We start from the raw sequence: 25,773 nt of genomic DNA, 5'->3' as shown, positions 1-25,773 counted from the left end.
GCTGCTGCCCAGGAATCGTACGCCGCCCTGTGACTTCATGGTGTCGTTCGATAACACAGGGTGATAGTGGCGGGTTCTTCCGGTTTGGCGGGTTGGCCCCGTTTGCGATCAGCCTCTGTCCAGGCTGGAGGGGTTCACCAATGCCAGCGGTCCTGCTCGCGCCAGAGGCGCCACCGCTCGTCCTCGATCCGTCCGACGAGGCGCCCGCGAAAGCGCGGCGCTACCTCACCGACCGGTTCCGCGAACTCGGGCACGCCGACGACTTCATCGGCCGGCTCGTGGTTACCGAGTTGGTGACCAACAGCTACAAGCACGTCGGGGTCGGGCACATCATCGTCCACATCTTCCCGGACGGGCTCGAACCGCTCACCGTCATCGAGGTCTCGGACGAGAGCAGCGCCCTCCCCGTCGTCCAGGGCGAGGACGACGACGCCGAGAGCGGGCGCGGCCTGCTGCTGATGGCGCAACTCGTCCACGACTGGGGCGTCCGGCCGCTCATCGAGGAAGGAAAGGTCGTATGGGCTCGCTGCGCCCGCTGAACGTCCAGGCGGGACGCCACCTGCTGCGCTGGCGGACCCGCCTGGGCCGCACCACGGCGATTCGGAACCTCGACCTGCTCGCCGTCGCCGTCCAGGCCAAGAGCTACCGCTACGTGAAGCTCTACCAGGCCGATGAGTTTCCCACTCGTCCGCCACTGCTCTGGGTGTTCGCGTTCAGCCCCGACGACCACGTCCGCGTCGCGGTGAGCGTCCACGCCATACCCGGAGGCGGCTGGGCCTACTACGAGGCCGGACGCGGGAGGGGCGGCTACCTCTCCCTCTGCGGCGACAGCAAGCATGCCGCCGACCAGGTCGACGCGCTCCTCAAGCACCGCATGTTCCCGTCCACCTGGTAACCCGCCACCAGAGAGCCATCACGATGCCCCACCCACCCGAGCTCTGGCACGCCCGACCGCCCGCCAGGCACTCCACGCCCACGTCACCACCGGCCCCATGGGCAACGACCCCACTGGAGCTGGACGACCTCGATATCGACCAGGCCCTCGACCAACTACGCCGATCCTTCCCGGGCCTGTGCATCTGGCACGGCGAATGGAGCGGATCCTTCTGGGCGCTCCTGCCGAACCGTCTGGTCGAGGCCAAGACCTCCGCCGACCTCGCCCGGCAACTCCACGCCACCGCCGGCCCCACGCTCGCGCGCCGCCCTGGCCCGTCCACCCGCAGCCCGGACGGCACCTGGATCGCCCCAAGAGTTCCCGCGCCACGCCACAGACGTCCCATCAGGACCGGTCACCGCCCCCAGCGACGGCTTACCCGTCTTCTGGCCGCCTACCGCCGCTGGGCCGGAACGTCCGCACGCCCGACCAGATCCGCCTGGTGAGGCAAACCCACTAACTCCATCAAAGCACCGCCCGAGAGTCCCGGCCTTCGGCGGGCACCTGCGAATCGGCGGTGGCGAATCGACTGAGGCTGCGCCCGGCGATCCCCGAAACCGTCCCCCGACCGCGACTCTCGCTTCCAGACCGTCGCCGCCGCAACCGGCAGGTCAACACCTCGCCGAACCTGCCGAAGGGATCACCCCCGATCAGATCGCTCTCGGGCACCAGGTGAACTCGCCATCGAGTCGGTGCCCCAACCCCCGGGGAACGTCTTCCAGCCGGTTGATCAGTTGACGGTTCCGCCTCCGGACAAAAGGAGCAGCCACACATTTCGGTATTCGGACCGGCCATTAAGGGTGCGTCTGCTAAGAACGACCAACCAGCTCGATACACGAACCGACCGTGCCGAAGACGAACAAGATGATCTTCATCAGGCGGAGCGGACCGTTCCGCGTATACTCGGCTTCGTGCCAAAGCTCAATCTTCGCGCCGCGTTCGCTCTCGGGCTGGCCTCACCCATTTCAGCTCAGCAGGTCTTTGCAAATCGAATATCGGAAATCGAGAGTTTTGATTCCTCCATCGAGGCATTGAACGAGGTCCTGAACGAAGCCGAAATATCTCCCGTAGTGGACCGCAGCGCTCCCCGAAAGAACGTTCTCGTCTACTACGGTGTCGGTGGAATAGGAAAAACAACGCTATCGCAAGAGCTTGAAAGACGTTACCTGGAGGAAGGGTTCGACAGCAGGCGGACCAGACCTCCAGCGGTCGTACGGATCGATTTCGCCGAGTCATCGTCCTACGACCTGGAATCTTATGTCCTGCGCCTGCGCGCGGGCCTCGGCCGCCTGGTGCCGCGCTTCCCGGCGTTCGACCTCGCATTGAGCGTCTACTGGTCGAGAGCCCACCCAGGGGAGCCCCTGGAAGACTTCATCAACCGCGATTCTGTGCTCGGCCGGGCCCGTGACCGCGACCTTGCCGAAAATATATCGTCGGCTGTGACCGATGTCGCCGGTCTGATTCCAGGTACGGAGGCCGCGTACAGGCTGGCCAACCTGGCCTTCAGCCGGGTGAAGGAGGCGGTGGTCAACCACCGGACGCTAAAGAAATGCGAGCTTCTTCCGGAACTACTGGAAGCCGATCCAGACAGCGATACCCTTTCTTACTTCCCCTACCTGTTGGCATGGGATATTGCGCGGCTTCCGCAGCCCACGTCGCCGCCCGTCGTCTTTCTGGACACCTACGAAGTCATCACCGATCGGGCAACCCGGGAAGCCGAAAGATGGTTGCAGCGATCGGTATTCCTCATGCCGAACGTGCTGTTCGTCGTCACCGGCCGCAACCGGCTGGACTGGGCCGAACTGACGCGTCCGGACGAGCTCGACTTCATCGGCCTGGAACGCTGGCCCCACCTGTATGCCGGTCATATCGGCCGCGAGCCGCGCCAGCACCTCGTCGGGTATCTTTCCGCACACGACGCCCACAGCTATCTGGAAAGCGCGGTGACCAACGCGGGCCGGTCGGCGATACCGCAGGACATCCGGGAATCCATCGTCTCCGCGAGTGCCGGACTGCCGCTGTATCTCGATATCGCAGTGACGACCTATCTCGATCTGCTCGCCCGGGGGCGGACGCCGGCGACCGCCGACTTCGGGCCACCCCTTCCCGCCGTGGCGGTACGGATGCTCCGCGATCTGACGCGAGACGAGCGAGACCTGCTGCGGGCGGCCGCCCTGCTGAATGGCTTCGACCTCGAAGCCATCCGAGCCGCTTGCCCACATGTCGCGGACGCGGCGATCCGGCGTTTCAGGGATCGCCCGTTTCTGGAAGTGGATCCCGACCGCCTCTGGCCTTACTCCCTCCACCAGGTCCTGCGCGATGCTATCCGCGAAGCGGATGTCGACCTGTCCGACTCGTGGTCGCCCGGAGAGCGCGCGGAGGTCGCCGCCAGGATCGGAGATCATCTCCGGTACGTGGTGGCCAAGGCGAACGGCGACGGCGACCGCAGCGTCGAAGCGGCGGCGTTCCAGCAGGCAGTGGGCCTGTGTGCGCTCACGGACGGGTTCCTCGACTGGCTCGTCGATGCGGCGCAACGGCTGGTGACGTCCGGCAGCTGGAACATCGGCTCGGACGCGCGCCTTACCGGCCACGACGCCGTAGACGCACTGATCCTGGGCATCCGAGGGACCAGAGAACGCCGATCAGGCCGCCTGGACGCCGCGCTCTCGAACACCGAAGCCGCCCTTGGGCAACCATCGCTTCCCGAGCGGTTGCGGCAATTCCTCGTCCTGCATCGAGCCCATGCTCTCCGTGTCGCCGGGCACTATTCGGCCGCCGCCGTCGACTACGAGAGCTTGTGGCAGACCACGGGCGAGTACTCCACGGAGGCTGGGTACTGGCTCGCCGACCACAGTTTCCTCGATGGCCGGTTCGATGACGCCCTGTCCGCCCTCGATCGGCTGCCCGCGCAGTCGGCGCAGCTCCGCGGCGAAATTCTCAGGCTGCGTGGCCATGTCTTCCGGGTCAACGCCCTGTTCTCACGCGCGGAGGCGTTCTACCGCGAAGCCTTGGAGCTGGCCAGGGAAACCGGGAACATCGCGGCGGAGGGAAAGGCTCTGACCGATCTCGTGCAGGCCCTGGCATGGTGGCGCCCCGAGGACGCCCTCGGCGTGCGACCGCTCGCGGTAGAGATCAACGAGGGCATCCTCAACAAGATTGAGCTCGTCAAACTCCACGCGGCGGCGGCCGTGGCGATGACGAACTCGGGCGATCACGCAGCGGCGGAAGCCGAGATCGAACGAGGGATCACCCTCACGAACCGGTCCGGCTACCCGGGCGGGCTGATCTGGTGCTGGGTCGCCCGCGCGTTCAACACTAGGAAGCGAGCGGATCTGGACGGTCATGCCGACGCGGCCGCCCAGGTGGTCGCCATCTCCGCCGATCTGGGCGGAAATCGCTTCTGGGGCGAGATCGCACGATGGTGGGCGGTCACCGATCCCGTTCCTTCAACGAATCCGATCCGATGGCTGGACGGCGAGGACACGACCAGAGGGCGCTGGCGGGCCGTGGGCGGCGACCGGGGGGAATGATGAGGGCATGGCTGGTGGGAAGGCATCGCACAATGTGATCATCGTCGGCTTGGGGACGGTCGCCAGAACCCACCTCACGGTGCTTGAGCGGATCGAGGAGACTGCCGTCCTGGCCGGTGTCGATCCGGCCCCACCGAAACATCTGACCTTCCGCGACCGCGACGTACCGGTGTACGCGACCCTGCGGGACGCGGCCACCCGGCACGAGCCCGATCTCGTCGTGATCACGACACCCACCCACACACATCCGCCGGTGTGCGGCGAAGTCGCCGAGTACTTCCCACGGGCCTCGGTCCTGGTCGAGAAGCCCGCCGCGGACAGCTTCGCCGAGGCGCGCCGGCTCCTGGACGGAACAGGCGGCCTTCCGCCCGTTGATGTCGCCTACCACATGGCCTTCTCCCCCGAGGTCCGCTGGGGCGCCGGTCTGGCCGATCGGCTCTCCACCGTTCTCGGCGATCCCACATCGATAATGGCGTCGTTCGCCGACCCTTACGAGGCCGAGTTCGACTCGGCGCAGAAGAGATTCGGCAACAGCTGGATCGATTCGGGAATCAACGCGCTGAGCGTACTGAACCGTTTCGTCGAGCCTCTCGAACGGGTGTCGCTTCGTTCACTGGGTCCTGAGCCTTGGTCCGCCTTCGAAGGACGAATCAGATGCCGGGCGGCTTCCGGTGACGTCGAGGCCACGGTCTTGACGAGCTGGCATGTCACCGCTCCGGCGAGAACCACGAGGATCGGATACTCCTCCGGCGCGGAACTGGTCCTGGACCACCACGGTGTCGCAGGACATCTGATACGTCGGGGAACGGTGCAGGAGTTCTTCGGCAGTGACGGCCACCGCCCAAGGCGAGAAAGTCACTACACCGCCCTCTACAACCGGTATCTCAGGGACGGTGCCCCAGTGATACCGCACGACCGGAGCCTCCGCCTTCACGATGTGCTCCTACGTCCACAGAGACCGCCGACCAGGTCGACATTCTCCTGAAGCACCGCATGGTCCCATCCGCCTATTGGCGCTGTACGGAGTACGCCCACAGTAGTCACCCGGGGACGCGAACGCAGCGGCCCCCCGCCGAGAGGCGGAGGGCCGGGGGTGCTGGGTTCGGGTGGGGTTAGAAGGCTTCTTCGGGGAGGTCCATTAGGTCCAGGGTGGTGGACTCGGTGATGGTGCGGTCGGCGGTCAGGCGGGGCAGGACGGTCTGGCAGAAGAACTGCGCGGCCGCGATCTTGCCGTTGTAGAACGCCTTGTCGGAGTCGGAGACGCCGCCGCCGCCGAGGGCGGTGAGGGCGACTTCGGCCTGGCGGGCCAGGAGCCAGCCGACGATGAGGTCGCCGAGGGCCATCAGGAGGCGGGACGAGTTGAGCCCGATCTTGTAGAGCTCCTTCGGGTTCTCCATCGAGCCGAGCGCCCATCCGACCATCGGGTCGATGATGCCCTGTACGTCCTCCAGGGCCCGGCCGAGCAGGGCCCGCTCGTTCTTCAGTCGGCCGTTGCCGGCCTCCGACTCGGCGAACGCCTTGATCTCGCCGGTGAGCACCTTCAGCGCCTCGCCCTGGTCTCGGACGATCTTGCGGAAGAACAGGTCCTGGCCCTGGATCGCGGTGGTGCCCTCGTACAGGGTGTCGATCTTGGAGTCGCGGATGTACTGCTCGATCGGGTAGTCCTGCAGGAAGCCGGATCCGCCGAGGGTCTGCAGCGACTCGGCGCCGAGCAGGGCGTACGCCCGTTCCGAGCCGAAGCCCTTCACGATCGGCAGCAGCAGGTCGTTGATCTTCTCGGCCTGCTCGTCCTTGCGGCCCTTGTGCTCGGCGATCTGGACGGCGTCCTGGTAGGACGAGGTGAGCAGCACCAGCGCCCGCATGCCCTCGGCGTACGCCTTCTGCGTCATGAGGCTGCGCCGGACGTCCGGGTGGTGGGTGATCGTCACACGCGGGGCGGACTTGTCCGTCATCTGCGTCATGTCGGCACCCTGGACGCGCTCCTTGGCGTACTCCAGCGCGTTGAGGTAGCCGGTGGACAGGGTGGCGATGGCCTTGGTGCCGACCATCATCCGGGCGTACTCGATGACGAGGAACATCTGCCGGATGCCCTGGTGGACGTCGCCGACCAGGTAGCCGACCGCCGGGTGCTTCTCGCCGAAGGTCAGCTCGCAGGTCGTGGAGACCTTGAGGCCCATCTTCTTCTCGACGTTCGTCACGTACGCGCCGTTGCGCTCGCCCAGCTCGCCGCTCTCCAGGTCCACCATGTACTTGGGGACGAGGAACATCGACAGGCCCTTGGTGCCGGGACCGGCGCCCTCGGGACGGGCCAGCACCAGGTGGAAGATGTTCTCCGACATGTCGTGCTCGGCCGAGGTGATGAAGCGCTTGACGCCCTCGATGTGCCAGGTGCCGTCCGGCTGCTGGACGGCCTTGGCGCGGCCGGCGCCGACGTCGGAGCCGGCGTCCGGCTCGGTCAGCACCATCGTTGCGCCCCACTGCCGCTCAAGGGCCAGTTCGGCGAACCGCTTCTGCTCCGGCGTGCCGATGTGCCAGAGGATCTGGGCGAAACCGGGGCCGGACGCGAACATGTAGACGGCCGGGTTCGCGCCGAGGACCTGCTCGGCGACGGCCCAGGTCAGGGAGCGCGGCGCGCCGGTGCCGCCGAAGTCGGCGCCGAGGTCGAGGCGGTACCATTCGGCGTCCATCCACGCCTTGTAGGACTTCTTGAAGCTCTCCGGCATGGTCACGGCGCCGGTGGCCGGGTCGTACTCGGGCGGGTTGCGGTCGGCGTCCTCGAAGGACTCGGCCAGCGGGCCCTCGGCCAGCCGGTTCACCTCGTCCAGGATGCTGCGCGCGGTGTCCTCGTCCAGTTCGGCGTACGGACCGCTGCCGAGGAGGTCCTGGCGCCTGAACACCTCGAAGAGGTTGAACTCCAGGTCCCGGAGGTTGCTCTTGTAGTGCCCCATTCGAGACTCCGTCTGGTCCTGCGGCGCCCGGCCGGCCCCGCGCGTCTACTACTGGCTGGTTTTACTGGCTAGTAACTCAACATCATGCTACCCGCTAGTAACCAGTGACAACCACCCCAATCGGGAGAGGGAGGCCATATCGATACCACGTCCGGACTCCGCGCGTGACACCGCTCACACGGCGGTGAGGCGTCCGGCGTCCGCGCACGGCGCCCGCCCGGCGCCCGCCCGGCACGGCACCCGCCGACGGGCGGCGGATCGCCGGTGGGAAGATCGGGCGAGCGAGAACACCGCTAGGCAAAGGAGGTGCGCATGAAACAGGGGGATGCCGAGGCCCCGAGACTGACCGTCATCGGCACCGGCTATCTCGGCGCCACGCACGCCATCTGCATGGCCGTGCTCGGCTTCGAGGTCCTCGGTGTGGACACCGACCCGGACAAGATCGCCCGGTTGGCGTCCGGCGAGGTCCCGATCTTCGAACCCGGCCTGCCGGAGCTGCTCACCAAAGCGCTCGACTCCGGCCGCCTCCGCTTCACCGCCTCCTACGCGGAGGCCGGCAAGTTCGGCGACGTCCACTTCCTGTGCGTCGGGACGCCGCAGCTCCCCGACTCCGACGCCGCAGACCTGTCCTACGTCGACGCCGCCGTCCGCTCCCTCGCCCCGCACCTGCGCCGCCGCGCCCTCGTCGTCGGCAAGTCCACCGTGCCGGTCGGGACGGCGCAGCGCCTCACCGGCGTGCTCCAGGAACTGGCCCCCGCGGGCACTGACGCCGAACTGGCGTGGAACCCCGAGTTCCTCCGCGAGGGCTACGCCGTCGACGACACCATGCGCCCCAACCGGCTCGTGTTCGGCGTCGCCTCCGACTGGGCGGACGAGCGGCTCCGGGCCGCGTTCAAACCCGTCCTCGACATCGGCACCCCGGTGATCCGGACCGACCTCGCGACCGCCGAACTGGTCAAGGTCGCCGCCAACTCCTTCCTCGCCACCAAGATCTCCTACATCAACGCCATGGCGGAGGTCTGCGAGGCCGTCGGCGCCGACATCAAGGACCTCGCCGACTCCCTCGCCCTCGACGACCGGATCGGCGGCAAGTTCCTCCGGCCCGGCCTCGGCTTCGGCGGCGGCTGCCTCCCCAAGGACATCCGGGCGTTCGCGCACCGCGCCGAGGAGATCGGCGTCGGCCAGGCCGTCTCGTTCCTGCGCGAGGTGGACGACATCAACCGGCGCCGCCGCGCCCGCACCGTCGACCTCGTCCGCGAGGTGCTCGGCGGCACCGTCGCCGGGAAGCGGATCGCCGCGTGGGGCGCCGCGTTCAAGCCCAACTCCGACGACATCCGCGACGCCCCCGCGCTGGACGTGGCGCACACCCTGCACGGCCTCGGCGGGGACGTCCGCGTCCACGATCCGGCGGCGCTCGGCAACGCCCGCCGCGCCTTCCCCGAGCTGCGGTACGGCGACAGCGCGTTCGACGTGGCCGAGGACGCCGACGTCATCGTCCTGCTGACCGAATGGTCGGTCTTCCGGGAGGTGGAGCCGGAGGCGCTGGCCGAGGTCGTCCGCCACAAGCGCATCGTGGACGGACGCCACGCCCTGGACGCGGCGCACTGGCGCTCGGCGGGATGGGAGTACCGCGCACTCGGACGGTCCTAGCGGTCCGGACGGTCCTGGCGTCCTCTGACGGCCCTGACGGTCCCGGCGAACGGGGAACACCCGGCGCGCCGGGGCCGTTCAGGGTGGTGAGGGCCTGTGGTCCTCCCGGACGAGGTGCGCCGTACCCGGCAGGCGAAGACGACGCGTGACATAGCCGCCTCGCCTACCGGGAGCAGAACCATGGCCTGGATCCTCCTCATCGTCGCCGGCCTCTTCGAGGTCGCGATGGCCCTGTGCCTGAAGGCCGCCAAGGGCTTCACCGAGCCGCTGCCGTCCGCGGGATTCCTCTTCTTCGCCGTGACCAGTTTCGGCCTGCTCAGCCTGGCCCTGAAGACCCTCGACGTCGGCACCGCCTACGCGGTCTGGGTCGGCATCGGGGCCGTCGGAACCGCCGCTCTGGGCATGCTGGTCATGGGTGACCAGGTCTCCGCGGCCAAGATCACCGCACTGGCGTTCATCATCATCGGGGTCGTCGGCCTCAACCTGGCGGGCGCCGGCGGCCACTGAAAAACCGACTAACCCGGCGATTCGCAGGTCACGACGATATCCAGGAACGTAATCTCCGTTCACGGCGTCTATGGGACGAGAGTGCCGGACGCACGGGACGGAGAGCGCCCGGGAGTGCTCTAACACGGGAGGACGGACCTTGGTCTTCAAGAAGCTGCGCCAGGCGATGGGCATCGGCGGCCCGTCGATCGAAACGATCCTGCACGACCCGAACACCACGCCCGGTGGCACCGTCACCGGCGAGATCACGATCATCGGGGGCCAGCACGACTCCGACATCAAGTCGGTGAACCTCGCCCTCAAGACCAGGGTCGAGGTCGAGTCGGGCGACAACGAGTACACCTCCAACCTCGAATACGCCAAGCTGCGGGTGGCCGGCAGTTTCGAGCTGGACGACGGGGCCCGGCACAGCATCCCGTTCCAGTTCGCCATCCCGTGGGAGGCGCCGCTCACCCACATGTACGGGCAGCCGCTGCGCGGCACCACGGTCGGTCTCGCGACCGAACTGGAGGTCGCGGGGGCGATCGACCCGGGCGACCTCGACCCGATCGCCGTGCACCCGCTGCCCGCGCAGGAGCGCATCCTCGCGGCGTTCTCCAACCTCGGCTTCCAGTTCCGCAACGCCGACTGCGAGAAGGGCCGCATCTGGGGCGTGCACCAGGAGCTGCCCTTCTACCAGGAGATCGAGTTCTTCCCTCCGGGGCAGTACGCGCGCGGCATCAAGCAGCTTGAGGTGACGTTCGTGTCGTACCCGCAGTCCATGGAGGTCGTGCTGGAGCTCGACAAGCGCGGCGGCGCCTTCACCGAAGGACGCGACGCGTTCAGCCGGTTCACCGTCGACTACGCGACCGTCGGCAGCACCGACTGGGAGCAGCAGCTCGGCGGCTTCCTGCAGGACGCCGGGCGCCGCAGGGGCTTCTTCTAACCCCCGGCACCCCCGACGGACACCCGATCCCCTCCGCGACGTTTGATCGCGGAGGGGATCTGCGCGTAGAAAGAGTTCCCGTGCCCCAGCCCCCCGGACTGAACGACGCGGAACGACGCCTCTGGGCCGCGTTCCCCACCGGCGACACCGTCGTGCTCGGCGACGACCGTCCCGCCGGCCCGCTGCCCGACCGGATCGTCCGCGCCGAGATCATCACCCGGCTGCTGCTCGGCGCGCAGGACCCGAGCCCCGGAGCCGTCGCGGCCGTGCGGCTGCGCGGCGCCTACGTCATGGGGCGGATGGACATCTCGGGCGGCTCCGTCGCGTACGAGCTCCGGCTGGAGGACTGCCGCATCGTCGAGGAGCCCGACTTCTCCAACGCGGGGACGCGGGAGCTGCGTTTCTCCAGGTGCTGGATGCCGGGCTTCGACGGCGGCGGACTGCACGCGGACGGCTACCTCAGCCTGTCCGGGTCGCAGATCGAGGGCGAGGTCAGGCTGCCGCGGGCGCAGCTCGGCGGCGGCCTGCGGATGAACGGGACGACGATCACCGCGTCCGGCCCGGAGAAGTGGGCGCTGTTCAGCGGCGGCCTCGTCGTCGAGGTCGGCACCTTCATCCGGGACGCCCACATCACCGGCGGGGTCCGCTTCGTCGGGGCCCGGATGAACGGCGGGCTGTTCATGGAGAGGACGACCCTCACCAACCCCGGCCGCCTCGCGCTCGACGCCATGAACATGGTCGTCGAGGACGCCGCCGAGTTCAGCAACGGATTCACCGCGCTCGGCACCGTACGGCTGCGCAGCGGGCGCTTCAGCGGCATCCTGTCCTTCTCCCGCGCGCGGCTCGACTCCGGCGACCCCGCGCGGATGGCGCTGCACGCCAGCCACATCCAGGCCGACGAGCTGCTCCTGTGGCCCGAGGAGCGGATCAAGGGCCGGGTGTCGCTGTCGTACTCCCGGATCGACCTGCTCCAGGACCACCCGTCCATCTGGCCGGACGAGCTGTACCTGAACGGCATGACCTACGAGACGCTGCGCGGCGCCGAGTTCAAGGACCGCCTCAGCTGGGTGTCCCGCGACAAGGAGTTCCATCTCCAGCCGTACGAGCAGCTCGCCGCCTGGTACCACGGCATCGGCCACGACGACCTGGCCCGAAAGGTGCAACTCGCCAAACTCCGGGCGCGCCGCCGCAGGCTGAACCCGGTCGGCAAGGCATGGAACCACCTCCTGGACTGGACGGTCGGTTTCGGCTACCGGCCCTGGCTGGCGTTCGCGTGGTTCGCGGCGCTGCTGGCCCTCGGGACGACGGTGTTCTCGATCGAGAATCCGCGTCCCGTCAAGCCGCGTGACGAGCTCCCGGCGTTCCACGCGCTGATCTACACCCTGGACCTGCTGATCCCGCTCGACACGTTCGGGCAGCAGTTGTCCTACGACGCCGTGAACTGGTCCCGCTGGGTCGCGTACGGGCTCGTCACGACGGGCTGGGTGCTCGCCACCGCCCTCATCGCCGGGACGGCACGCGTCCTGCGCCCCAGCACGGGCGCCCGCTGAACCCCACCCGAACCCGAACCAACGGGACGCCCCGGGCGTCCACCGGGGTAGGGGATCGACCAGAATGGAACCTCATGGGCACGTATCTGATCACGGGGGCGACCGGCGGCATCGGGACGGCGGTCGCCGAGCTGCTGCGCGAGCGCGGGCACGACCTCATCCTCACCGGCCGCTCGTCCGACCGCCTCGACGGGCTGGCCAAGTCACTGCGCGGCGGCGCGAACGCCGCCACCCAGGTCATCAACCCGGGCGCGGTCCCCTCACCGCCGCGGGGCGCGGCCATCACCACGATCCCGCTGGACCTGACTGAGCCGCGGCGCATCGAGGCGTCCCTCGCCGTGGCCGGGGTCCCCGCGCGGCTGGACGGCGTCGTCCACACCGCGGGCATGGTGCACCTGGCACGGGTGGCGGACACGGAAGCGGACGAGTGGATCGAGCACCTGTCGGTCAACCTGGTGTCCGCGGCCGAGCTGACCCGGCTGCTCCTGCCCGCGCTACGCGCCGCCGGGGGCCACGTCGTCTTCGTGAACTCGACCGCCGGTCTGCGCGCGAACCCCGAGTGGTCGGCGTACGCGGCGAGCAAATTCGGGCTTCGGGCCCTGGCCGACTCCCTGCGCGCCGAAGAGCCGTCCTTGCGCGTCACGACCGTCTACCCCGGGCGGACGGCCACCGAGATGCAGCGGAGGGTCCGCGCCCAGGAAGGCCACCCCTACGCCGAGGACGACTTCGCGGCCCCCGCGACCGTGGCGCGGGTGCTCGTGTCGGCGCTGGAGACGTCCCGCGACGCGGTCGTCTCGGAGGTCACCGTCCGGCCCAGTTGACCCGGCCGCGGATGCCGGTTCAGCTCCGGCGCAGGAACCAGGCGCCCAGCACACCGCCGATCAGCCCGAACAGGTGGCCCTGCCAGGAGATGCCGGGGTCGCCCGGGATGACGCCGAGCAGCATCGTGCCGTAGACGGCCACGACGGCGACGGCGATCCCGATGTCGATCAGCCGCCGCTCGAAGATCCCGCGTCCGACCAGGTAGCCGAAGAAGCCGAAGATCAGGATGCTGGATCCGAGCGTGTTGGCGGAGCTGGTGAACCACACGCCGAGCCCGCCGACCACGATGATGATCAGGCTGGCGGCCAGGAACTTGGCGATCCCCCGCGCCGCCGCGATGAACCCGAGGATGAGGAACGGGACCGTGTTGGCCATCAGGTGCCCGAACCCGCCGTGCATGAACGGCGCGGTGAAGATGTCCGGCAGGTCGTTCACGTCCCGGGGCTGGATGCCGAACCGGTCGAGCCACCCGCCCGCCGTGTAGTCGAACGCCTCCAGCACCCACATCAGCGCGGTCACGGACCCGATCAGGACCGCTGAGGAGAGCGCGCGGGCACCGTGCTTGGCGAGCCCGTCGGAACGCTGCTGCCGGTCGGGGACATAGCTCATATCAGCCACCGTAAGTGTCGACGACCCTGCACCGTCAACGCGTGGGATGTCCGGAAGGTGCCCCTGGCCCCGGCTCCCGGAGTGACCTCCGGCATATTGGACGGATGCGCGCTGCGATCTGTGAGGAACTCGGCTCCGTCGTCGTCAGGGAGACCGAGCCGCCCGTCCCGGGGCCCGGCCAGGTCCTCATCACCGTGGAGGCCGCCGGGGTCAACTACGTGGACGCCCTGTTCGTCCAGGGGCGGTACCAGATCAAGCCGCCGCTGCCGTTCGTCCCGGGCAGCGAGGTCGCGGGAACCCTTCCGGCCGGCGAGCGCGTCCTCGCCATGTGCGGGCTGGGCGGATTCGCGACGCACGTGGCGGTGCCCGCCGCCTCGGCCGTCCCGATCCCGGACGAACTCGACTTCCCCCGCGCCGCCACCTTCACGCAGAGCTACAGCACGGCCCTGTTCGCCCTCCGCGACCGCGCCGCACTGCGGCCCGGCGAGACGGTGCTCGTCCTCGGCGCCGGCGGCGGCGTGGGGCTGGCGGCGATCCAGGTGTCCACGGCCCTGGGCGCCCGGGTCCTCGCGGCCGCATCCACACCGGCCAAGCAGGAGGCCGCCCGCTCGGCCGGGGCCGAGTCCACGGTGAGCAGCGCAGAGGACGTCAAGGCGACCGCCCGCGCCTGGTCGGACGGCGGAGTGGACGTGGTCTACGACCCGGTCGGCGGACTCCTGGCCGAGCCCGCCCTGCGCTCACTCCGCGAACGGGGCCGCTACGTCGTGATCGGCTTCGCCTCGGGGGAGATCCCGTCCCTCCCCCTCAACCAGGTTCTCCTGCGCAACCGCACGATCGTCGGCGTCGACTGGGGCGCCTGGTCGATGACCCACCCTCAAGAGCAGCGCCGCCTCCTGGACGAGCTTCTCACCATGGTCGCCAAGGGCGACCTAGCCCCCGTGGCCCCCCGCACAGAACCCCTGGCCTCGACGGCCCAGGTCATGGACGACCTGCTTAACCGCCGCGTGGTGGGCAAAGTGGCCCTTCTCCCCTAAGCGGCGGACGCGTGCTCGGACTCGGACGCGTCCCCGCGTACGACGATGACGGGCAGGGGACGCCGCGTGGGGGCATCGGCCGTCCGGCGCAGGTAGCGGCGCTCCTCCGGGGTCGTGCCGCCCCAGATGCCGTCGGGCTCGCCGACCCGCAGCGCCCACGCGAGGCATTCGGCCTTCACGGGGCAGTTCGCGCAGATCGCCTTGGCCGCGTCCTCCTGCGCCTGAAGCACCGGCACCGAATAGCCGATCGGGAAGAACAGATCCGGATCGGCACCGCGACAGATGGCGTGGTCGCTCCAGTGTTCCTCGTTCTCGATCTCGTGGTTGTGCATTGGCTTCTCCCTGCGCGGCGACGAGACCACCGGCAGTTCGGCTCAGGGTGGTCTCCACTCAACGTAGTACTACAACTCGTAGTACTACAAGACGTTCGCGAACGTTGCAACTTACCGTCCGGCTAACCTGTGAGGTGTGCAGCGTGATCAAGAAGTGACCTTCCGCGAGGCGACGGTGGCCGATCTGCCCCAGATCGTCCGGCTACTCGCCGACGATCCCCTGGGAGCCACCCGCGAAACACCCGGGGACGAGATCCCGGAGGCCTACTTCACGGCCTTCACCGCGATCGAGAAGGACCCCAACAACAGCCTGATCGTCGCGGAGGTCGGCGGTGAGATCGCGGGAACGCTCCAGCTGACCTTCATCCCCGGCCTCACCTACACCGGCGGCGAACGCGCCCAGATCGAAGGCGTCCGCGTGGCCGCCGAGCAACGCGGCCTCGGCGTCGGCCAGGACATGATCAACTGGGCCATCGACCAGGCCCGCGCCCGGGGCTGCCGCGTCGTCCAGCTCACCACCGACCGCCAGCGCCCCGACGCCATCCGCTTCTACCAGAAGATCGGCTTCCGCCCCTCCCACATGGGCATGAAGTACCACCTCCGCGACATCTGACGGTGATTGCGCAGACATGCGACCCCTCGGGAAGGGGCGACAGTCCGGGGACGCGGGGGTTCGTCGCACCGCCGCCCCGGTCCAACAAGCGATCAGCGAGCCGCTGATGCTGCGGAGCCATCCCTCTCGGCGCGGGGGGTGAGGGCTTTGTGCCAGTGGGTCGTGTCGGTGTACTGGTGGAGCCATGAGATCTGGCCGTCGGTGACGCGCCACAGGTGGACGAACTCGGCCTCGTGGGCACGGCCGGTGGCGCGTGCGGTGCCTCGGTAGTGGCCGGTGACCACGACCATCCCGTCGGTCGTCTCGTGCCTGGTCTCCGCGTAGGGAGCCGTGTCGAACTCGGCGAAGACCGCACCCCATACGCGGGTCAGCGTCTCGCGAGGGCCGTGGAAGGTGCCGCCGGCGCCGCATGGCAGGCCCGGCGCGGTGTGCGCCACGAAGTCCGTGTGAAGGATGGCGAGGATCGCGGCACCGTCACCTGCCTGGGCGGCGTCGTAGAACCCCTTGACGACGTCTGACGAGGTGGACATGCGGGCTCCTTTTAGAGGATACGTTCTAGAATGTTCCTACTATTAACGATGGGAGGCCTCCTTGGGAAGACCGGCCAAGTTCAGCCAGGACCAGATCCTCGACGCCGCCTTGGCCGTCACGGCTGAGGACGGGCCGGCGGCCGCCACCATCGCGGCCATCGCCGAGCGGCTCGGGGGGCCTTCCGGCTCGCTCTACCATCGGTTCGGCTCGCGGGATCTGTTGCTGGCGTCCCTGTGGCTGCGCACCGTGGGGCGCTTCCAGCACGGGTTCGTCACGGCGCTGAAGGAGGGTGACGCCTTGGCGGCGGCGCTGCACACGCCGCGGTGGTGCCGCCTGCACATGGACGAGGCCGCCGTGCTGCTCCTCTACCGGCGGCGTGACCTCGCCTCTGCCTGGCCGGCCGAACTCTCCAGGGATCTTGAGGCGCTCAACACCCGGGTCTCGGACGCGCTGAGCTCCTTCACCGGCGTCGACCGCGAGCGGCTGGTCTTCGCCACGGTGGACGTCCCCTATGGCGCCGTCCGCCGTCATCTGCTTGAACGGCGCCCACCGCCGCCGCTCGTGGACGAGTTGATCGCCTCGACCTGTCGCGTCGTGCTCAGGCTTGGAGGATCGCCTGGATGACCCTGGGGGTGTCGGTGAGGTCGGTGAGGACCACCTCGGCGCCGGAGAGGCGCAGGGCGGGGGCGGAGGTCGCGCCGGTCGCCACGGCGACGACGTGGGCGCCGCCCTCGTGGCCCGCGCGTACGTCGTGGGGGGTGTCGCCGATCAGGACGGTGTTGGACGCGCTGAACTCCTCGCCGTACTTGCGGGCGGCGCGTTGCTGGGCGAGTTTCACCAGGGGTGGGCGTTCGATGCCGTCCATGCCGTAGGCGCCCGCTTCCAGGTCGAAGAAGTCGATGAGGGCGAAAGCGGTGAGTTTGCAGACCGCGATCTGCTTCATGTTGCCCGTCAGCGCCGACTGGATCACGTCGGGACGGGCGGCGAGGGCTTTCAGGGCGGCGTGGGCGCCGGGCAGGACGTGGCCCCGGTCGGCGAATTCGTCCTGGCGGGCGGTGAACGATTCGGCGAGGGACGCGGTGAAGGACGCCATCAGCTCGGGGGTGGGGTCGATGCCGTGGTGGCGAAGTGTGTCGGTGGTGATGGCGCGATCGGTGCGTCCGGCCATGGGGGCGATCTTCTCGGGTGGGTGGCCGACCAGACGACTGAACACCATGGCGTAGATTTCACCGCTTAGCCCGCCCGCGTTAATGAGGGTGTGGTCGATGTCCCAGAGCACCAGTGTTCGCACCCACGCATGCTAGGCGCAAAGGCTTGACCGCAAGGTTTCTGTTGTTGTTCATGTGGGCGTGAAATGCTTGTCACCTGGGTGTGCGTCGCAGCCGGGTCGTCTTGGAGGAGCTGAGCGTGGCCGAGAGGCATCTCGAGATCGAGCAGAAGTACGATGCCGCCGCCGACTTCGTCCTGCCGGAGCTGGACGGGTTGCCGGGCGTGGTGTCGGCGGCGGAGCCCGAGGTACACGAGCTGCACGCCAGCTACTTCGACACCGCCGACCTGCGGCTGGCGGCGCACGGGATCACGCTGCGGCGCAGGCGGGGCGGTCCGGACGCGGGATGGCACCTGAAGATGCCGGCCGGGCCGGACAGCAAGCAGGAGCTGCGGGCCCCGCTGGGGCGGCCGCTGATCGTCCCGCCGCGGCTGGCGGGGCTGGTCGCGGCGTACACGCGCGGGGCGGAGCTGTGCCCCGTCGCGACGCTGGAGACCCGGCGGACGGTCGTCCGGCTGCTCGGGGAGGACGGCGCCGAACTCGTCGAGGTCGCCGACGACCTGGTGACGGGCCGGGGCGGCGGGGACGGCGCGGAGCCCGAGCGGTGGCGGGAGATCGAGGTCGAGCTGAGGGACGGCCCGGCCGAGCTGCTGAAGGCGGCGGGCAAGCGGCTCCGGAAGGGCGGCGCCAAGAAGGGAAGGTCGTCGTCCAAGCTGGGGCGGCTGCTGGGCGAGGCGGTCGTGCCGTCGGAGTCCGCGGCGGCGCGGGCGGCGGCGAGGTCGCGGATCGCGGCGGCGACGTCCAACGGGAAGGGTCCGTCCATCACGACCGGGGAGGTCGTCCTGGCCTACCTGGCCGAGCAGGTCGAGGCCGTGGTGGCGTTCGACCCGAAGGCGCGGCTGGGCGAGGAGGACGCGGTCCACCGGATGCGGGTGGCGACGCGGCGGATGAGGAGCGTCCTGCGCAGCTACCGGACCGTCCTGGACGCGGAGCGGACCGCGCAGCTGGGGTCGGAGCTGCGGTGGCTGGCGGCCGTCCTCGGCGAGGTGCGCGATCTCGAGGTGCTGCGGATGCGCTTCGCGGAGGCGCCCGCGTTCCTGCTGGACGACCTGGGGCAGAAGGAGCGGGCCGCGTACCGGCGGATGAACACGTCCCTCAAGGAGCCGAGGTACTTCGCGCTGCTCGACGAGCTCGACCGGCTGATCGCCGAGCCGCCGCTGGTGGAGGCGGCGGACAAGAAGGCCCGCAAGGAGCTGCCCGATCTCGTCACGCGGGCGTGGGACCGCATGGCCAAGGACTACGCGTCGATCAAGGGCGCGAAGGATCCCGACGTCGCGCGGCACGAGACCCGCAAGTCGGCCAAGCGGGCGCGGTACGCGGCCGAGCTGGCGGTGCCGGTGCTGGGTGTGGCCGCGAAGCGGGTGGTGAAGGACGCCAAGCGCATCCAGGAGGTCCTCGGCGGCTACCAGGACGGCGTGATCGCCATGGAGCATCTCGGGGCGGCCGCCAAGCGCACCCGGGTTCCGGAGGAGGCGTTCACCTTGGGCGTCCTGTACGGGCAGGAGCGGTGCCGGGCCGAGGGGGCGCGGGACCGCCTGTCGACTACCTGGTCGCAGACCCTGGGGCCGTCGTTCTAGCAGTGTGGCGTTCCAGGGCGGGCATCGAGCCGCCGGCGAGGTGCGCCGCCCAGAACTCCGACTTGCGCAGGCTCGGGTCGTCCGGGACCTTCTCCCCCGTTTCCCGGCACAGGCCGGTGACGAGTTCGGAGACGATCTCGCCGTGCGTGCACACGATGGTGGGGACGCCGTCGGCGACCAGTGACAGCAGCCGGTCCGTCGCCGTGCCGGGGCCGGTGTCGCCGACGGTGAACGCCGCGTCGGTGACGATGGACGCGCCGGTGCGGCGTGCGTAGGGCAGGACGGTCTCCAGGCAGCGGGCCGTCGCGGAGCTGATCAGCCGTGCGGGCCCGTAGGCGTGCAGGAGGTCCGCGAGGACGGCCGCCTCGGCGCGGCCCGCGGCGTCCAGCGGCCGCAGTTCGTCGGCGTCGCGCCAGTCGCGTTTCTCCCCGGCGGACGCGTGCCGCAGGATGATCAGCGGCGAGGTGTGCAGGGGGCCGCGCAGGAACTCGTGGAGCAGGCCGACGTCGTGCCCGTAGCTGAGCCTGGCCTCGGCTTCGGCGGGCGGCAGCCAGACCACCTCGTCCACCTCGTCGTTGGGGGTGAAGGCGGCCGGGGAGGCGGGGCGGGCGGCCCAGTAGTCGACCCGCTTGGTCCGGTCGCCGATCGGGTAGGTGCTGGTGGGCAGGCGGCGGCCGAGGCGGGCGACGATGCCGGTCTCCTCCTCGATCTCGCGGACGGCGGCCCGCAGCACGTGCTCCCCCTTGTCGACCTTGCCCTTGGGGAACGACCAGTCGTCGTAACGCGGACGGTGGATCACCGCGAACTCGGGGCCGTCCCGCCACAGCAGCGCACCGGCGGCCCAAATGACATCGGTCCCTGGCGGGGTGACGCGCTCAGCCATCGACGGTCCTCCACCGCCGGCTCTTCACCAGGTGGGTCTGGATGTCCTGCAGGGCGTCGCCGGGGTGGGCCGTGAGCCGCGTCCACGTGCCGTCGCCGTCGAGCGCCCACGCGTCGGTGCCGTCGTCCATGGCCCGGTCGATGAGGGACAGCAGTTCGTCCCGCTGGGCCCGGTCGGTGACGGTGACGAGGGCCTCGACGCGGCGGTCGAGGTTGCGGTGCATGAGGTCGGCGCTGCCGATCCACACCTCGGGTTCGCCGCCGTTCTCGAACGCGAACACCCGGGAATGCTCCAGGAACCGGCCGAGGACGCTCCGCACCCGGATCATGTCCGACAGGCCGGGCACGCCTGGACGCACCGCGCATATGCCGCGGACCCAGACGTCCACCGGGACCCCGGCCTGCGACGCCCGGTACAGCGCGTCGATGATCACCTCGTCCACGAGGGAGTTGCACTTGATCCGGATCCGGGCGGGATGCCCGGCCCGCCGGTTGTCGATCTCGTGCTCGATCCGCTGGACGAGCCCGGACCGCAGGCTGTTCGGCGCGACGAGCAGCCGGTGGTAGGACGTCTGCCGTGAGTAGCCGGTGAGGTGGTTGAACAGGGCGCTGACGTCCTCGCCGACCTCGGGGTCGGCGGTGAGGAGCCCGAAGTCCTCGTAGAGGCGGGCGGTCTTCGGGTGGTAGTTGCCGGTGCCGATGTGGCAGTAGCGGCGGAGCTGGCCCTCCGCGTCCTGCCGGACGATCAGCGCGAGCTTGCAATGCGTCTTCAGCCCGACGAACCCGTAGACGACGTGGCAGCCGGCCGTCTCCAGCTTGCGCGCCCAGGCGATGTTGGCGCGCTCGTCGAAGCGGGCCTTCAGCTCGACGACGACCACGACCTGCTTGCCGGCCTCGGCGGCGTTCATCAGCGCGTCCACGATCGGGGAGTCGCCGCTGGTCCGGTAGAGCGTCTGCTTGATCGCCAGGACGCGCGGGTCGGTCGCCGCGTCCTCGATCAGCCGCTGCACGGTCGTGGTGAACGAGTCGTAGGGATGGTGGACGAGCACGTCCCGTTCACGGATGGCGCTGAAGATGCTCGCGTCCTCCGGCAGCGCCTCCTTGGACGGAACGAAAGGGGAGTACTTCAGATCCGGGCGGTCGAGGTCGGCGATCGACGCGAGGCCGCCGAGGTCGAGGGGTCCGACGACGCGGTAGATCTGGCCCTCGTCCACGGCCAGCTCGGAGGTCAGCAGGTCCAGGACGCCGTCGGAGATCGACTCCTCGACCTCCAGCCGGACGACCGGGCCGAACCGGCGGCGCAGCAGCTCGCGTTCGAGGGCCTGCAGGAGCCCCTCGCTGATGTCGTCGTCGATCTCCAGGTCCTGGTTGCGGGTGACGCGGAACGCGTGGTGCTCGACGACCTCCATCCCGCTGAACAGCTGGCCGAGGTGCGCGGCGATGACGTCCTCCAGCGGCGTGAACCGGTCGGGGGACGCCTCGATGAAGCGCGGCAGCAGCGGCGGCACCTTGACGCGGGCGAACAGCGTGGCGTCCGTCTCCGGGTCGCGGACGATCACCGCGAGGTTGAGCGACAGGCCCGAGATGTAGGGGAACGGGTGCGCGGAGTCGACGACGAGCGGCGTGAGGACGGGGTAGATCCGGTCGCGGAACAGCCGCCGCAGCCGCTCCCGCTCGGTCTCGGCCAGCTCGTCCCAGCGCAGGATGTCGATGCCCTCTTCGCCGAGCGCGGGGCGGATCCCGCCGCGGAAGCAGGCGGCGTGCCGCTCCATCAGCTCGTGCGCGACCTCGCCGGTGCGTTCGAGGACCTCGCGGGGCTGCCGGCCGCTGGCGGACTGGACCGCGAGCCCGGTCGCCATCCGGCGGGCGAGGCCGGCGACGCGGACCATGAAGAACTCGTCCAGGTTGCTGGAGAAGATCGACAGGAACCGGACCCGTTCGAGCAGCGGCAGGCCGGGGTCCTCGGCGAGTTCCAGGACGCGCTGGTTGAATCTGAGCCAGCTCTCCTCCCGGTCCAGGAAGCGGTCGTCCGGGAGCGCTTCGGCGTGATGATGGGGGAGTTGTCCTGGATTGACGGTCATAACCGGTTATTGTCCCTGAGCAAAGTGAACGAAGGTCGAACTCGGCTGTTTCGCCCGAGTATCAGACACTTCGATCATGCCCTCGGTTCCCGCTGATCACACTTGTTCTCCCAGGGGGGCGACCCCCTGGAACCCCCGTCGCGACGCAGGCGATCCTCACGCCGCCGTTCGGTCTCCGTGCCGGTTGCGGTCGGTGGGGCGTCGCTGCGGTCGCCTGCGTCGGCGGGTCGTGCGGCCTCCGGCGCTGGGGCGCCTCCGGCCGCACGACCCGTGACCTCGGTGCGGCGGGTGCGGGGAAGTGAACTTGGGTGGGGGCACAAGGTGGCTGTGGGGGAGCATCTACCTGTCCGGCGGAGAGACTTAGCGCGGCCTTGGCCGTGGGTACACCGAGGACCGTGACCCCTCAGAAGCCGTCCCCCGCCTCGGTGTTCTGGCCGCGGTGCTCAGCCGTCAAGGAATGTACGGGACGTGCCGTCGAACCATCAGGCGGCTGCCCCGCTCATCTGCGCCCACGCGAGTTCGAACGGTTCGTGGGGTCGCTCCGGCCCGGCGCCGAGGTCGACCTGCGCGGCGTCACCATCCCCTCGTGGCTGCTGGAGGCCGTCCTGGACGCCGTCACCGGCCCCGACGGGCGGCCCCATCTCGGACGCACGCGCTTCGACGGGGCGGTGCTGCCGTCCGATGCGGCGCTGCGGGCCTTCTGCGTCGAACAGGACAGCTCGTTCGACGGTGCGTGCTTCCTCGGGGCCGCGTCCTTCTACGACGCGCGGTTCTTCGGCAACGCCTCGTTCCGCGACGTGCGGTTCGGACGCAACGTCTCCTTCCACGGGGCGCGTTTCCACCGGCACACCTCGTTCGAGGAGGCCGTCTTCGCGGAGGACGCCCTGTTCGGCGACGCGAACTGGCACGCCGACGCCTCGTTCAGGCGCGCGGCGTTCATGGGCGCGGCCTGCTTCGACGGCGCCAGGTTCGGCCGGGACGCGGCGATGCAGGCGGCCCGGTTCGGCGGGGCCGCTTCGTTCAAGCGGGTCCAGGTGACGCGGCACGCCCGGTTCGAACGGACGAGGTTCCGGCACGGGATGTGGCTCGGGCCGCTCGTCGCGGGCGGCAGGATCGAGCTCGTGGACACCACCGTGCACGGCGGGCTGCGCGTCCGGGCGGCGGCGCGGAAGGTCACGGCCCGGGGCGCGACCGTCCACGGGGAGGCCGACTTCCGGCTGCGCCACGCCGAGCTGGACCTGTCGGACGCCCTCTTCGAGGGGACGGTGTCCGTGCGTTCGCTGCACCACCCGATCCAGGGGCTCACCGAGCCGCCGTGGGCGGGCCCGGCGGAGGTGCGGCTCACCTCCCTGCGGGGGGCCGACGCGGAACTCCTGCAGGTCACGGACGTCGACCTCAGCGAATGCGGCTTCCCGGGGCTGCGCCGGCCGGAGGTTCTGCGCATCACCGGCGAACGACCGCCCGCGGGCGTCCGCGGCGGGCCGGGTCCGCGCCGCGGCGCCGGCCGGGCGGTACGGGTCGCGGCCTGGATCGCGGTCATCGCGGCGCTGCTGTTCTGCGGCGCGTCATTCCTGCGCTACGACCACCGGCAAGACGTCCGCCAACACGATCGTCACGGCGACCGCTCCGACAACACGCAGACCGCGCACACGGCCGGCCCGAACACATAACCGGGATCACGCCGAAAGGGCGGGGCCCTTGTTTTGTCAGACCCTTGCGTAATGATTCCAGTTATGAGCAGAGACACCCACCCGGGGGTGCAGTGCCCGCACTGCCAATCGCATCTCGCGCTCGTCCCCGTGCCTGGAAACTCCGCCGCCACCACCATCCCCGTCCTGCCCGTCGTGCCCATCGTCTCGAAGGAGGAATGGCAGCCGCCGCCCGTCGCGGAGGTCCTCGCGGTTTACGCCGGCCGCGCCAAGGACACCGTGACCGCGACGCGCGGCGCCGCCAAGGTCAGGGAAAGCCTCAACCGCGCGAGGGCGACCGCCGCGCAGCGCAGAGCCGCGCAGAAAACCGCCCGCCGCACCCCGAAAAGCGCCTGATCACAACCCGGCCACTAACACGCGCCGGGGTCATGCGAAAGGGACGGCACCAACCGGGCGCCGCCCCTTCCCATAAACGGGTCACCGCGGGGGCGAGTCCGTCCATTCCGCGCTGATCGTGACGACCGAGTTCATCGCCCGCCCGGCCGGGACCTCCTCCCCGGATGCGGGCTTCAGCATGATGTTCTGGCTGGCCAGCGCGGTACCGATGGACAGATCAATGATCATCCGGTGCCGGATCACACCGCGGGGCGTCTCCTTGTCGACGGCGATGGCGTTTCCCGTCCTGCCCTCGGGGTCCGTGACCTCGCCGATGGACTTCACCGACGGGAGCCCGGCGAGCATCCGGAACGCGGCGGCGCGGACCTCCGGCCGCACCGGCATGTCCATGACCAGGCCCTGGGCGACGCCGTAGAGCCACTCCCCGGGCCGCGCCGGCACGTCGCCCTCGGTGCCGTGCCCCTCGTACCACCGCATCAGCTCGGCCTTGAGCCGCGCCGCGTCGGACGGCAGCGACCGCAGATCCTTCATGGTCACGTTCCGGCCGAGCCAGAACACCTTGCCGCCTTCCGCCGGCGTGGAAGGCCGGATCTCGACGGGACCGGGTTCGACCTCCACTGTGAACGGCTTGGTGATCGTGCTGCCCGGGGAGATCGGGACCCGGACGTCGAACCCGCCGGGCGACCCCGCGCTCCGCCACGCCTCGGCGTCCGCCGCCGTCGCGGGCTTCGCGCCCAGGTACTGCCGACCGTTCCACGCCTTACCGCCCGGCTCACTGGGCGTCCAGGTCTCTTGCCTGTCCCTGGTCACGATGGCGTAGCGGGCACCGGCCTTCCCCACCGTGTAGGTGTGGGACGCGATCGCCACGTGGTGCCAGTACGCGCGCGGGGTGTCGGTCTGCCCGTTCGCCTTCTCGGCGGCGGCGAGCAGGACGGTCTTCGCGTCGAGCGTCTTCTCGGCCCCGGGGCCGCCGCCGGCCCGGTTCGCCCCCGGCTCGTCTCCGCCGGGCGCGACCAGCGTCGCCGCGACCAGCGCCCCTGCCGCCACCGCCCCTGCGAGGCCGAGGCCCCACATAGGACGGACGCGTCTCCGCATCGCCTTCCCCGGCGTCGCCGGGTCGACGTCGGCGGCCATCGCGCGCGCCAGTTCCGCCCGCCGGGCGTCCGCGTCGACCGTCGCGTCCGGGTTCAGTTCGGCGGGCCGGGCCTCCCGCAGGGTCCGCAGCACGTCGTTCATGTCAGCTCCTCACCGATGATTCGCACTTGCGGACGTGTTCCGGCCGGTCCGGCGCCTTCCGCCGCCCTCCCGGTCGCCGCCTTCCCCGCCGCCGCTTCAGCCGTCGCCTCCACCTGGCGGACGAGCCGCCGCCGCGCCCGGTGCAGCCGGACGCGCAGCGCGGCGGGCGAGCATCCGACGACCTTGGCGGCCTCGCGGGGCGTCAGCCCCTGCCAGGCGATGAGGATCAGGATCTCCCGGTCCCCCTCCGGCAGCGTCGCCATCGCGCGCAGGACGGCGAGGCGTTCCGCCACGTCCTCGGCGATGTCGCCGGCGGGACGCGCCGTCCACCGTCCGACCTCGTAGGCGAACGACTCGCGCCGCACGTCCGCGCGGTGGCCGTCGCGCAGGACGTTCCGCGCGACGCCGAGCAGCCACGGCAGCGCCGGGTCGGGGACGTCGGCGAACCGCCGCCACGCGACGGCGAACGTCTCGCTCACCACCTCGTCCGCGACCTGCCGGCCGGCGCGGCTGACGGCGTACGCCCACACGCGCTGACGGCACTCGTCGTAGATCGCGGTGAAGCGCCGTTCATCGGGGGTCACGGGCACCGCCCACCCGTTCATCAGGGGCTTCGTCTGCCACCGCCTGCTCCTCCGTC

The 25,773-nt window shown here is 69.9% G+C and carries 25 protein-coding genes and 1 riboswitch; of the genes, 16 read left to right on the top strand and 9 right to left on the bottom strand.

What is annotated here, in order from left to right; all coding sequences use genetic code 11:
* Nucleotides 1-140: 140 nt before the first annotated feature.
* The 5 genes from AB0C35_RS27175 to AB0C35_RS27155 all read left to right on the top strand — a co-directional run bounded on the left by AB0C35_RS27175 (nucleotide 141) and on the right by AB0C35_RS27155 (nucleotide 5,449).
* Nucleotides 141-539 carry an ATP-binding protein gene (locus tag AB0C35_RS27175; protein ID WP_358461341.1) on the top strand — a complete coding sequence of 133 codons (399 nt, stop codon included), beginning with the start codon at nucleotides 141-143 and terminating at the stop codon, nucleotides 537-539.
* Nucleotides 518-895, top strand: coding sequence for a hypothetical protein (locus tag AB0C35_RS27170; RefSeq protein ID WP_358461339.1), 378 nt, complete (start codon nucleotides 518-520; stop codon nucleotides 893-895). The genes AB0C35_RS27175 and AB0C35_RS27170 overlap by 22 nt, the downstream gene beginning before the upstream one ends.
* A gap of 23 nt (nucleotides 896-918) precedes the next feature.
* A complete protein-coding gene (locus AB0C35_RS27165; RefSeq protein WP_358461336.1) occupies nucleotides 919-1,380 on the top strand; it encodes a hypothetical protein in 462 nt (153 codons plus the stop codon).
* A 465-nt stretch (nucleotides 1,381-1,845) separates the two neighbouring features.
* Nucleotides 1,846-4,464, top strand: coding sequence for a tetratricopeptide repeat protein (locus AB0C35_RS27160; RefSeq protein ID WP_358461333.1), 2,619 nt, complete (start codon nucleotides 1,846-1,848; stop codon nucleotides 4,462-4,464).
* Between the two features lie 34 nt (nucleotides 4,465-4,498).
* Nucleotides 4,499-5,449 (top strand): Gfo/Idh/MocA family oxidoreductase, encoded by a 951-nt coding sequence (locus tag AB0C35_RS27155; protein ID WP_358461330.1) that lies wholly within the window; start codon nucleotides 4,499-4,501, stop codon nucleotides 5,447-5,449.
* A gap of 127 nt (nucleotides 5,450-5,576) precedes the next feature.
* Here AB0C35_RS27155 and AB0C35_RS27150 read toward each other — a convergent pair whose 3' ends face one another.
* On the bottom strand, nucleotides 5,577-7,412 hold the full coding sequence (locus AB0C35_RS27150; protein ID WP_358461327.1) for an acyl-CoA dehydrogenase: 1,836 nt from the start codon (nucleotides 7,410-7,412) through the stop codon (nucleotides 5,577-5,579).
* 312 nt (nucleotides 7,413-7,724) lie between these two features.
* Between AB0C35_RS27150 and AB0C35_RS27145 the strand changes: the two genes are divergently transcribed.
* The 5 genes from AB0C35_RS27145 to AB0C35_RS27125 all read left to right on the top strand — a co-directional run bounded on the left by AB0C35_RS27145 (nucleotide 7,725) and on the right by AB0C35_RS27125 (nucleotide 12,865).
* Nucleotides 7,725-9,062 (top strand): UDP-glucose/GDP-mannose dehydrogenase family protein, encoded by a 1,338-nt coding sequence (locus tag AB0C35_RS27145; protein WP_358461324.1) that lies wholly within the window; start codon nucleotides 7,725-7,727, stop codon nucleotides 9,060-9,062.
* 85 nt (nucleotides 9,063-9,147) lie between these two features.
* A riboswitch (guanidine-III (ykkC-III) riboswitch) is annotated at nucleotides 9,148-9,210 on the top strand.
* A 32-nt stretch (nucleotides 9,211-9,242) separates the two neighbouring features.
* Nucleotides 9,243-9,569 (top strand): multidrug efflux SMR transporter, encoded by a 327-nt coding sequence (locus AB0C35_RS27140; RefSeq protein ID WP_358461321.1) that lies wholly within the window; start codon nucleotides 9,243-9,245, stop codon nucleotides 9,567-9,569.
* 139 nt (nucleotides 9,570-9,708) lie between these two features.
* Nucleotides 9,709-10,494, top strand: a complete 786-nt coding sequence (locus AB0C35_RS27135) for a sporulation protein (RefSeq protein ID WP_358461318.1) — start codon at nucleotides 9,709-9,711, stop codon at nucleotides 10,492-10,494.
* Between the two features lie 80 nt (nucleotides 10,495-10,574).
* Complete coding sequence (locus AB0C35_RS27130) at nucleotides 10,575-12,044, top strand: hypothetical protein (protein ID WP_358461315.1); 1,470 nt, start codon at nucleotides 10,575-10,577, stop codon at nucleotides 12,042-12,044.
* Between the two features lie 74 nt (nucleotides 12,045-12,118).
* Nucleotides 12,119-12,865 carry an SDR family oxidoreductase gene (locus AB0C35_RS27125; protein ID WP_358461312.1) on the top strand — a complete coding sequence of 249 codons (747 nt, stop codon included), beginning with the start codon at nucleotides 12,119-12,121 and terminating at the stop codon, nucleotides 12,863-12,865.
* A 19-nt stretch (nucleotides 12,866-12,884) separates the two neighbouring features.
* Here AB0C35_RS27125 and AB0C35_RS27120 read toward each other — a convergent pair whose 3' ends face one another.
* Nucleotides 12,885-13,475: a rhomboid family intramembrane serine protease gene (locus AB0C35_RS27120; protein ID WP_358461309.1), complete on the bottom strand. Its 591-nt coding sequence runs from the start codon at nucleotides 13,473-13,475 to the stop codon at nucleotides 12,885-12,887.
* A 104-nt stretch (nucleotides 13,476-13,579) separates the two neighbouring features.
* Between AB0C35_RS27120 and AB0C35_RS27115 the strand changes: the two genes are divergently transcribed.
* Nucleotides 13,580-14,509: an NADPH:quinone oxidoreductase family protein gene (locus AB0C35_RS27115; RefSeq protein ID WP_358461306.1), complete on the top strand. Its 930-nt coding sequence runs from the start codon at nucleotides 13,580-13,582 to the stop codon at nucleotides 14,507-14,509.
* Here AB0C35_RS27115 and AB0C35_RS27110 read toward each other — a convergent pair.
* The gene (locus AB0C35_RS27110) at nucleotides 14,506-14,841 is read right to left on the bottom strand and encodes a WhiB family transcriptional regulator (protein WP_358461303.1); all 336 of its coding nucleotides are present in this window, start codon (nucleotides 14,839-14,841) and stop codon (nucleotides 14,506-14,508) included. The genes AB0C35_RS27115 and AB0C35_RS27110 overlap by 4 nt on opposite strands.
* Before the next feature lie 154 nt (nucleotides 14,842-14,995).
* Between AB0C35_RS27110 and AB0C35_RS27105 the strand changes: the two genes are divergently transcribed.
* On the top strand, nucleotides 14,996-15,454 hold the full coding sequence (locus AB0C35_RS27105) for a GNAT family N-acetyltransferase (RefSeq protein ID WP_358461399.1): 459 nt from the start codon (nucleotides 14,996-14,998) through the stop codon (nucleotides 15,452-15,454).
* Nucleotides 15,455-15,546: 92 nt separating this feature from the next.
* Here the strand turns inward: AB0C35_RS27105 and AB0C35_RS27100 are convergent, their stop codons facing one another.
* Nucleotides 15,547-15,984: a nuclear transport factor 2 family protein gene (locus tag AB0C35_RS27100; protein WP_358461300.1), complete on the bottom strand. Its 438-nt coding sequence runs from the start codon at nucleotides 15,982-15,984 to the stop codon at nucleotides 15,547-15,549.
* A gap of 61 nt (nucleotides 15,985-16,045) precedes the next feature.
* Between AB0C35_RS27100 and AB0C35_RS27095 the strand changes: the two genes are divergently transcribed.
* Nucleotides 16,046-16,609: a TetR/AcrR family transcriptional regulator gene (locus tag AB0C35_RS27095; protein ID WP_358461297.1), complete on the top strand. Its 564-nt coding sequence runs from the start codon at nucleotides 16,046-16,048 to the stop codon at nucleotides 16,607-16,609.
* Here AB0C35_RS27095 and AB0C35_RS27090 read toward each other — a convergent pair.
* Nucleotides 16,584-17,276 carry an HAD hydrolase-like protein gene (locus tag AB0C35_RS27090; RefSeq protein ID WP_358461294.1) on the bottom strand — a complete coding sequence of 231 codons (693 nt, stop codon included), beginning with the start codon at nucleotides 17,274-17,276 and terminating at the stop codon, nucleotides 16,584-16,586. The two genes, AB0C35_RS27095 and AB0C35_RS27090, sit on opposite strands and share 26 nt — an antisense overlap.
* Nucleotides 17,277-17,392: 116 nt before the next feature.
* Between AB0C35_RS27090 and AB0C35_RS27085 the strand changes: the two genes are divergently transcribed.
* Complete coding sequence (locus tag AB0C35_RS27085) at nucleotides 17,393-18,889, top strand: CYTH and CHAD domain-containing protein (protein ID WP_358461291.1); 1,497 nt, start codon at nucleotides 17,393-17,395, stop codon at nucleotides 18,887-18,889.
* Here AB0C35_RS27085 and AB0C35_RS27080 read toward each other — a convergent pair.
* Nucleotides 18,855-19,772 (bottom strand): NUDIX domain-containing protein, encoded by a 918-nt coding sequence (locus AB0C35_RS27080; protein ID WP_358461289.1) that lies wholly within the window; start codon nucleotides 19,770-19,772, stop codon nucleotides 18,855-18,857. The genes AB0C35_RS27085 and AB0C35_RS27080 overlap by 35 nt on opposite strands.
* Nucleotides 19,765-21,852: an RNA degradosome polyphosphate kinase gene (locus tag AB0C35_RS27075; protein WP_358461287.1), complete on the bottom strand. Its 2,088-nt coding sequence runs from the start codon at nucleotides 21,850-21,852 to the stop codon at nucleotides 19,765-19,767. Before AB0C35_RS27075 ends, AB0C35_RS27080 begins: the two co-directional genes overlap by 8 nt.
* Before the next feature lie 395 nt (nucleotides 21,853-22,247).
* Here AB0C35_RS27075 and AB0C35_RS27070 point away from each other — a divergent pair, with 395 nt between their 5' ends.
* Together AB0C35_RS27070 and AB0C35_RS27065 are read left to right on the top strand one after the other, a co-directional pair.
* Nucleotides 22,248-23,522, top strand: a complete 1,275-nt coding sequence (locus tag AB0C35_RS27070) for a pentapeptide repeat-containing protein (RefSeq protein WP_358461284.1) — start codon at nucleotides 22,248-22,250, stop codon at nucleotides 23,520-23,522.
* Nucleotides 23,523-23,585: 63 nt separating this feature from the next.
* Complete coding sequence (locus tag AB0C35_RS27065) at nucleotides 23,586-23,897, top strand: hypothetical protein (RefSeq protein ID WP_358461281.1); 312 nt, start codon at nucleotides 23,586-23,588, stop codon at nucleotides 23,895-23,897.
* Nucleotides 23,898-23,978: 81 nt separating this feature from the next.
* Here AB0C35_RS27065 and AB0C35_RS27060 read toward each other — a convergent pair whose 3' ends face one another.
* Nucleotides 23,979-25,133, bottom strand: coding sequence for a CU044_5270 family protein (locus AB0C35_RS27060; protein WP_358461278.1), 1,155 nt, complete (start codon nucleotides 25,131-25,133; stop codon nucleotides 23,979-23,981).
* The gene (locus AB0C35_RS27055; RefSeq protein ID WP_358461275.1) at nucleotides 25,130-25,717 is read right to left on the bottom strand and encodes a sigma-70 family RNA polymerase sigma factor; all 588 of its coding nucleotides are present in this window, start codon (nucleotides 25,715-25,717) and stop codon (nucleotides 25,130-25,132) included. The genes AB0C35_RS27060 and AB0C35_RS27055 overlap by 4 nt, the downstream gene beginning before the upstream one ends.
* Nucleotides 25,718-25,773 lie beyond the last annotated feature (56 nt).

The organism is Spirillospora sp. NPDC048819 (assembly GCF_040650055.1).
Lineage (GTDB): Bacteria > Actinomycetota > Actinomycetes > Streptosporangiales > Streptosporangiaceae > Spirillospora.
This window is presented reverse-complemented; position numbering and strand designations above follow the sequence as displayed.

What these genes read in the sequence shown, in the direction of transcription:
- AB0C35_RS27125 (WP_358461312.1), top strand. Translation starts at nt 12,119, where the DNA reads ATGGGCACGTATCTGATCACGGGGGCGACCGGCGGCATCGGGACGGCG.
- AB0C35_RS27060 (WP_358461278.1), bottom strand. Translation starts at nt 25,133, where the DNA reads ATGAACGACGTGCTGCGGACCCTGCGGGAGGCCCGGCCCGCCGAACTG.
- AB0C35_RS27065 (WP_358461281.1), top strand. Translation starts at nt 23,586, where the DNA reads ATGAGCAGAGACACCCACCCGGGGGTGCAGTGCCCGCACTGCCAATCG.
- AB0C35_RS27080 (WP_358461289.1), bottom strand. Translation starts at nt 19,772, where the DNA reads ATGGCTGAGCGCGTCACCCCGCCAGGGACCGATGTCATTTGGGCCGCC.
- AB0C35_RS27100 (WP_358461300.1), bottom strand. Translation starts at nt 15,984, where the DNA reads ATGTCCACCTCGTCAGACGTCGTCAAGGGGTTCTACGACGCCGCCCAG.
- AB0C35_RS27165 (WP_358461336.1), top strand. Translation starts at nt 919, where the DNA reads ATGCCCCACCCACCCGAGCTCTGGCACGCCCGACCGCCCGCCAGGCAC.
- AB0C35_RS27150 (WP_358461327.1), bottom strand. Translation starts at nt 7,412, where the DNA reads ATGGGGCACTACAAGAGCAACCTCCGGGACCTGGAGTTCAACCTCTTC.
- AB0C35_RS27110 (WP_358461303.1), bottom strand. Translation starts at nt 14,841, where the DNA reads ATGCACAACCACGAGATCGAGAACGAGGAACACTGGAGCGACCACGCC.
- AB0C35_RS27120 (WP_358461309.1), bottom strand. Translation starts at nt 13,475, where the DNA reads ATGAGCTATGTCCCCGACCGGCAGCAGCGTTCCGACGGGCTCGCCAAG.
- AB0C35_RS27075 (WP_358461287.1), bottom strand. Translation starts at nt 21,852, where the DNA reads ATGACCGTCAATCCAGGACAACTCCCCCATCATCACGCCGAAGCGCTC.
- AB0C35_RS27145 (WP_358461324.1), top strand. Translation starts at nt 7,725, where the DNA reads ATGAAACAGGGGGATGCCGAGGCCCCGAGACTGACCGTCATCGGCACC.
- AB0C35_RS27175 (WP_358461341.1), top strand. Translation starts at nt 141, where the DNA reads ATGCCAGCGGTCCTGCTCGCGCCAGAGGCGCCACCGCTCGTCCTCGAT.
- AB0C35_RS27140 (WP_358461321.1), top strand. Translation starts at nt 9,243, where the DNA reads ATGGCCTGGATCCTCCTCATCGTCGCCGGCCTCTTCGAGGTCGCGATG.
- AB0C35_RS27170 (WP_358461339.1), top strand. Translation starts at nt 518, where the DNA reads ATGGGCTCGCTGCGCCCGCTGAACGTCCAGGCGGGACGCCACCTGCTG.
- AB0C35_RS27115 (WP_358461306.1), top strand. Translation starts at nt 13,580, where the DNA reads ATGCGCGCTGCGATCTGTGAGGAACTCGGCTCCGTCGTCGTCAGGGAG.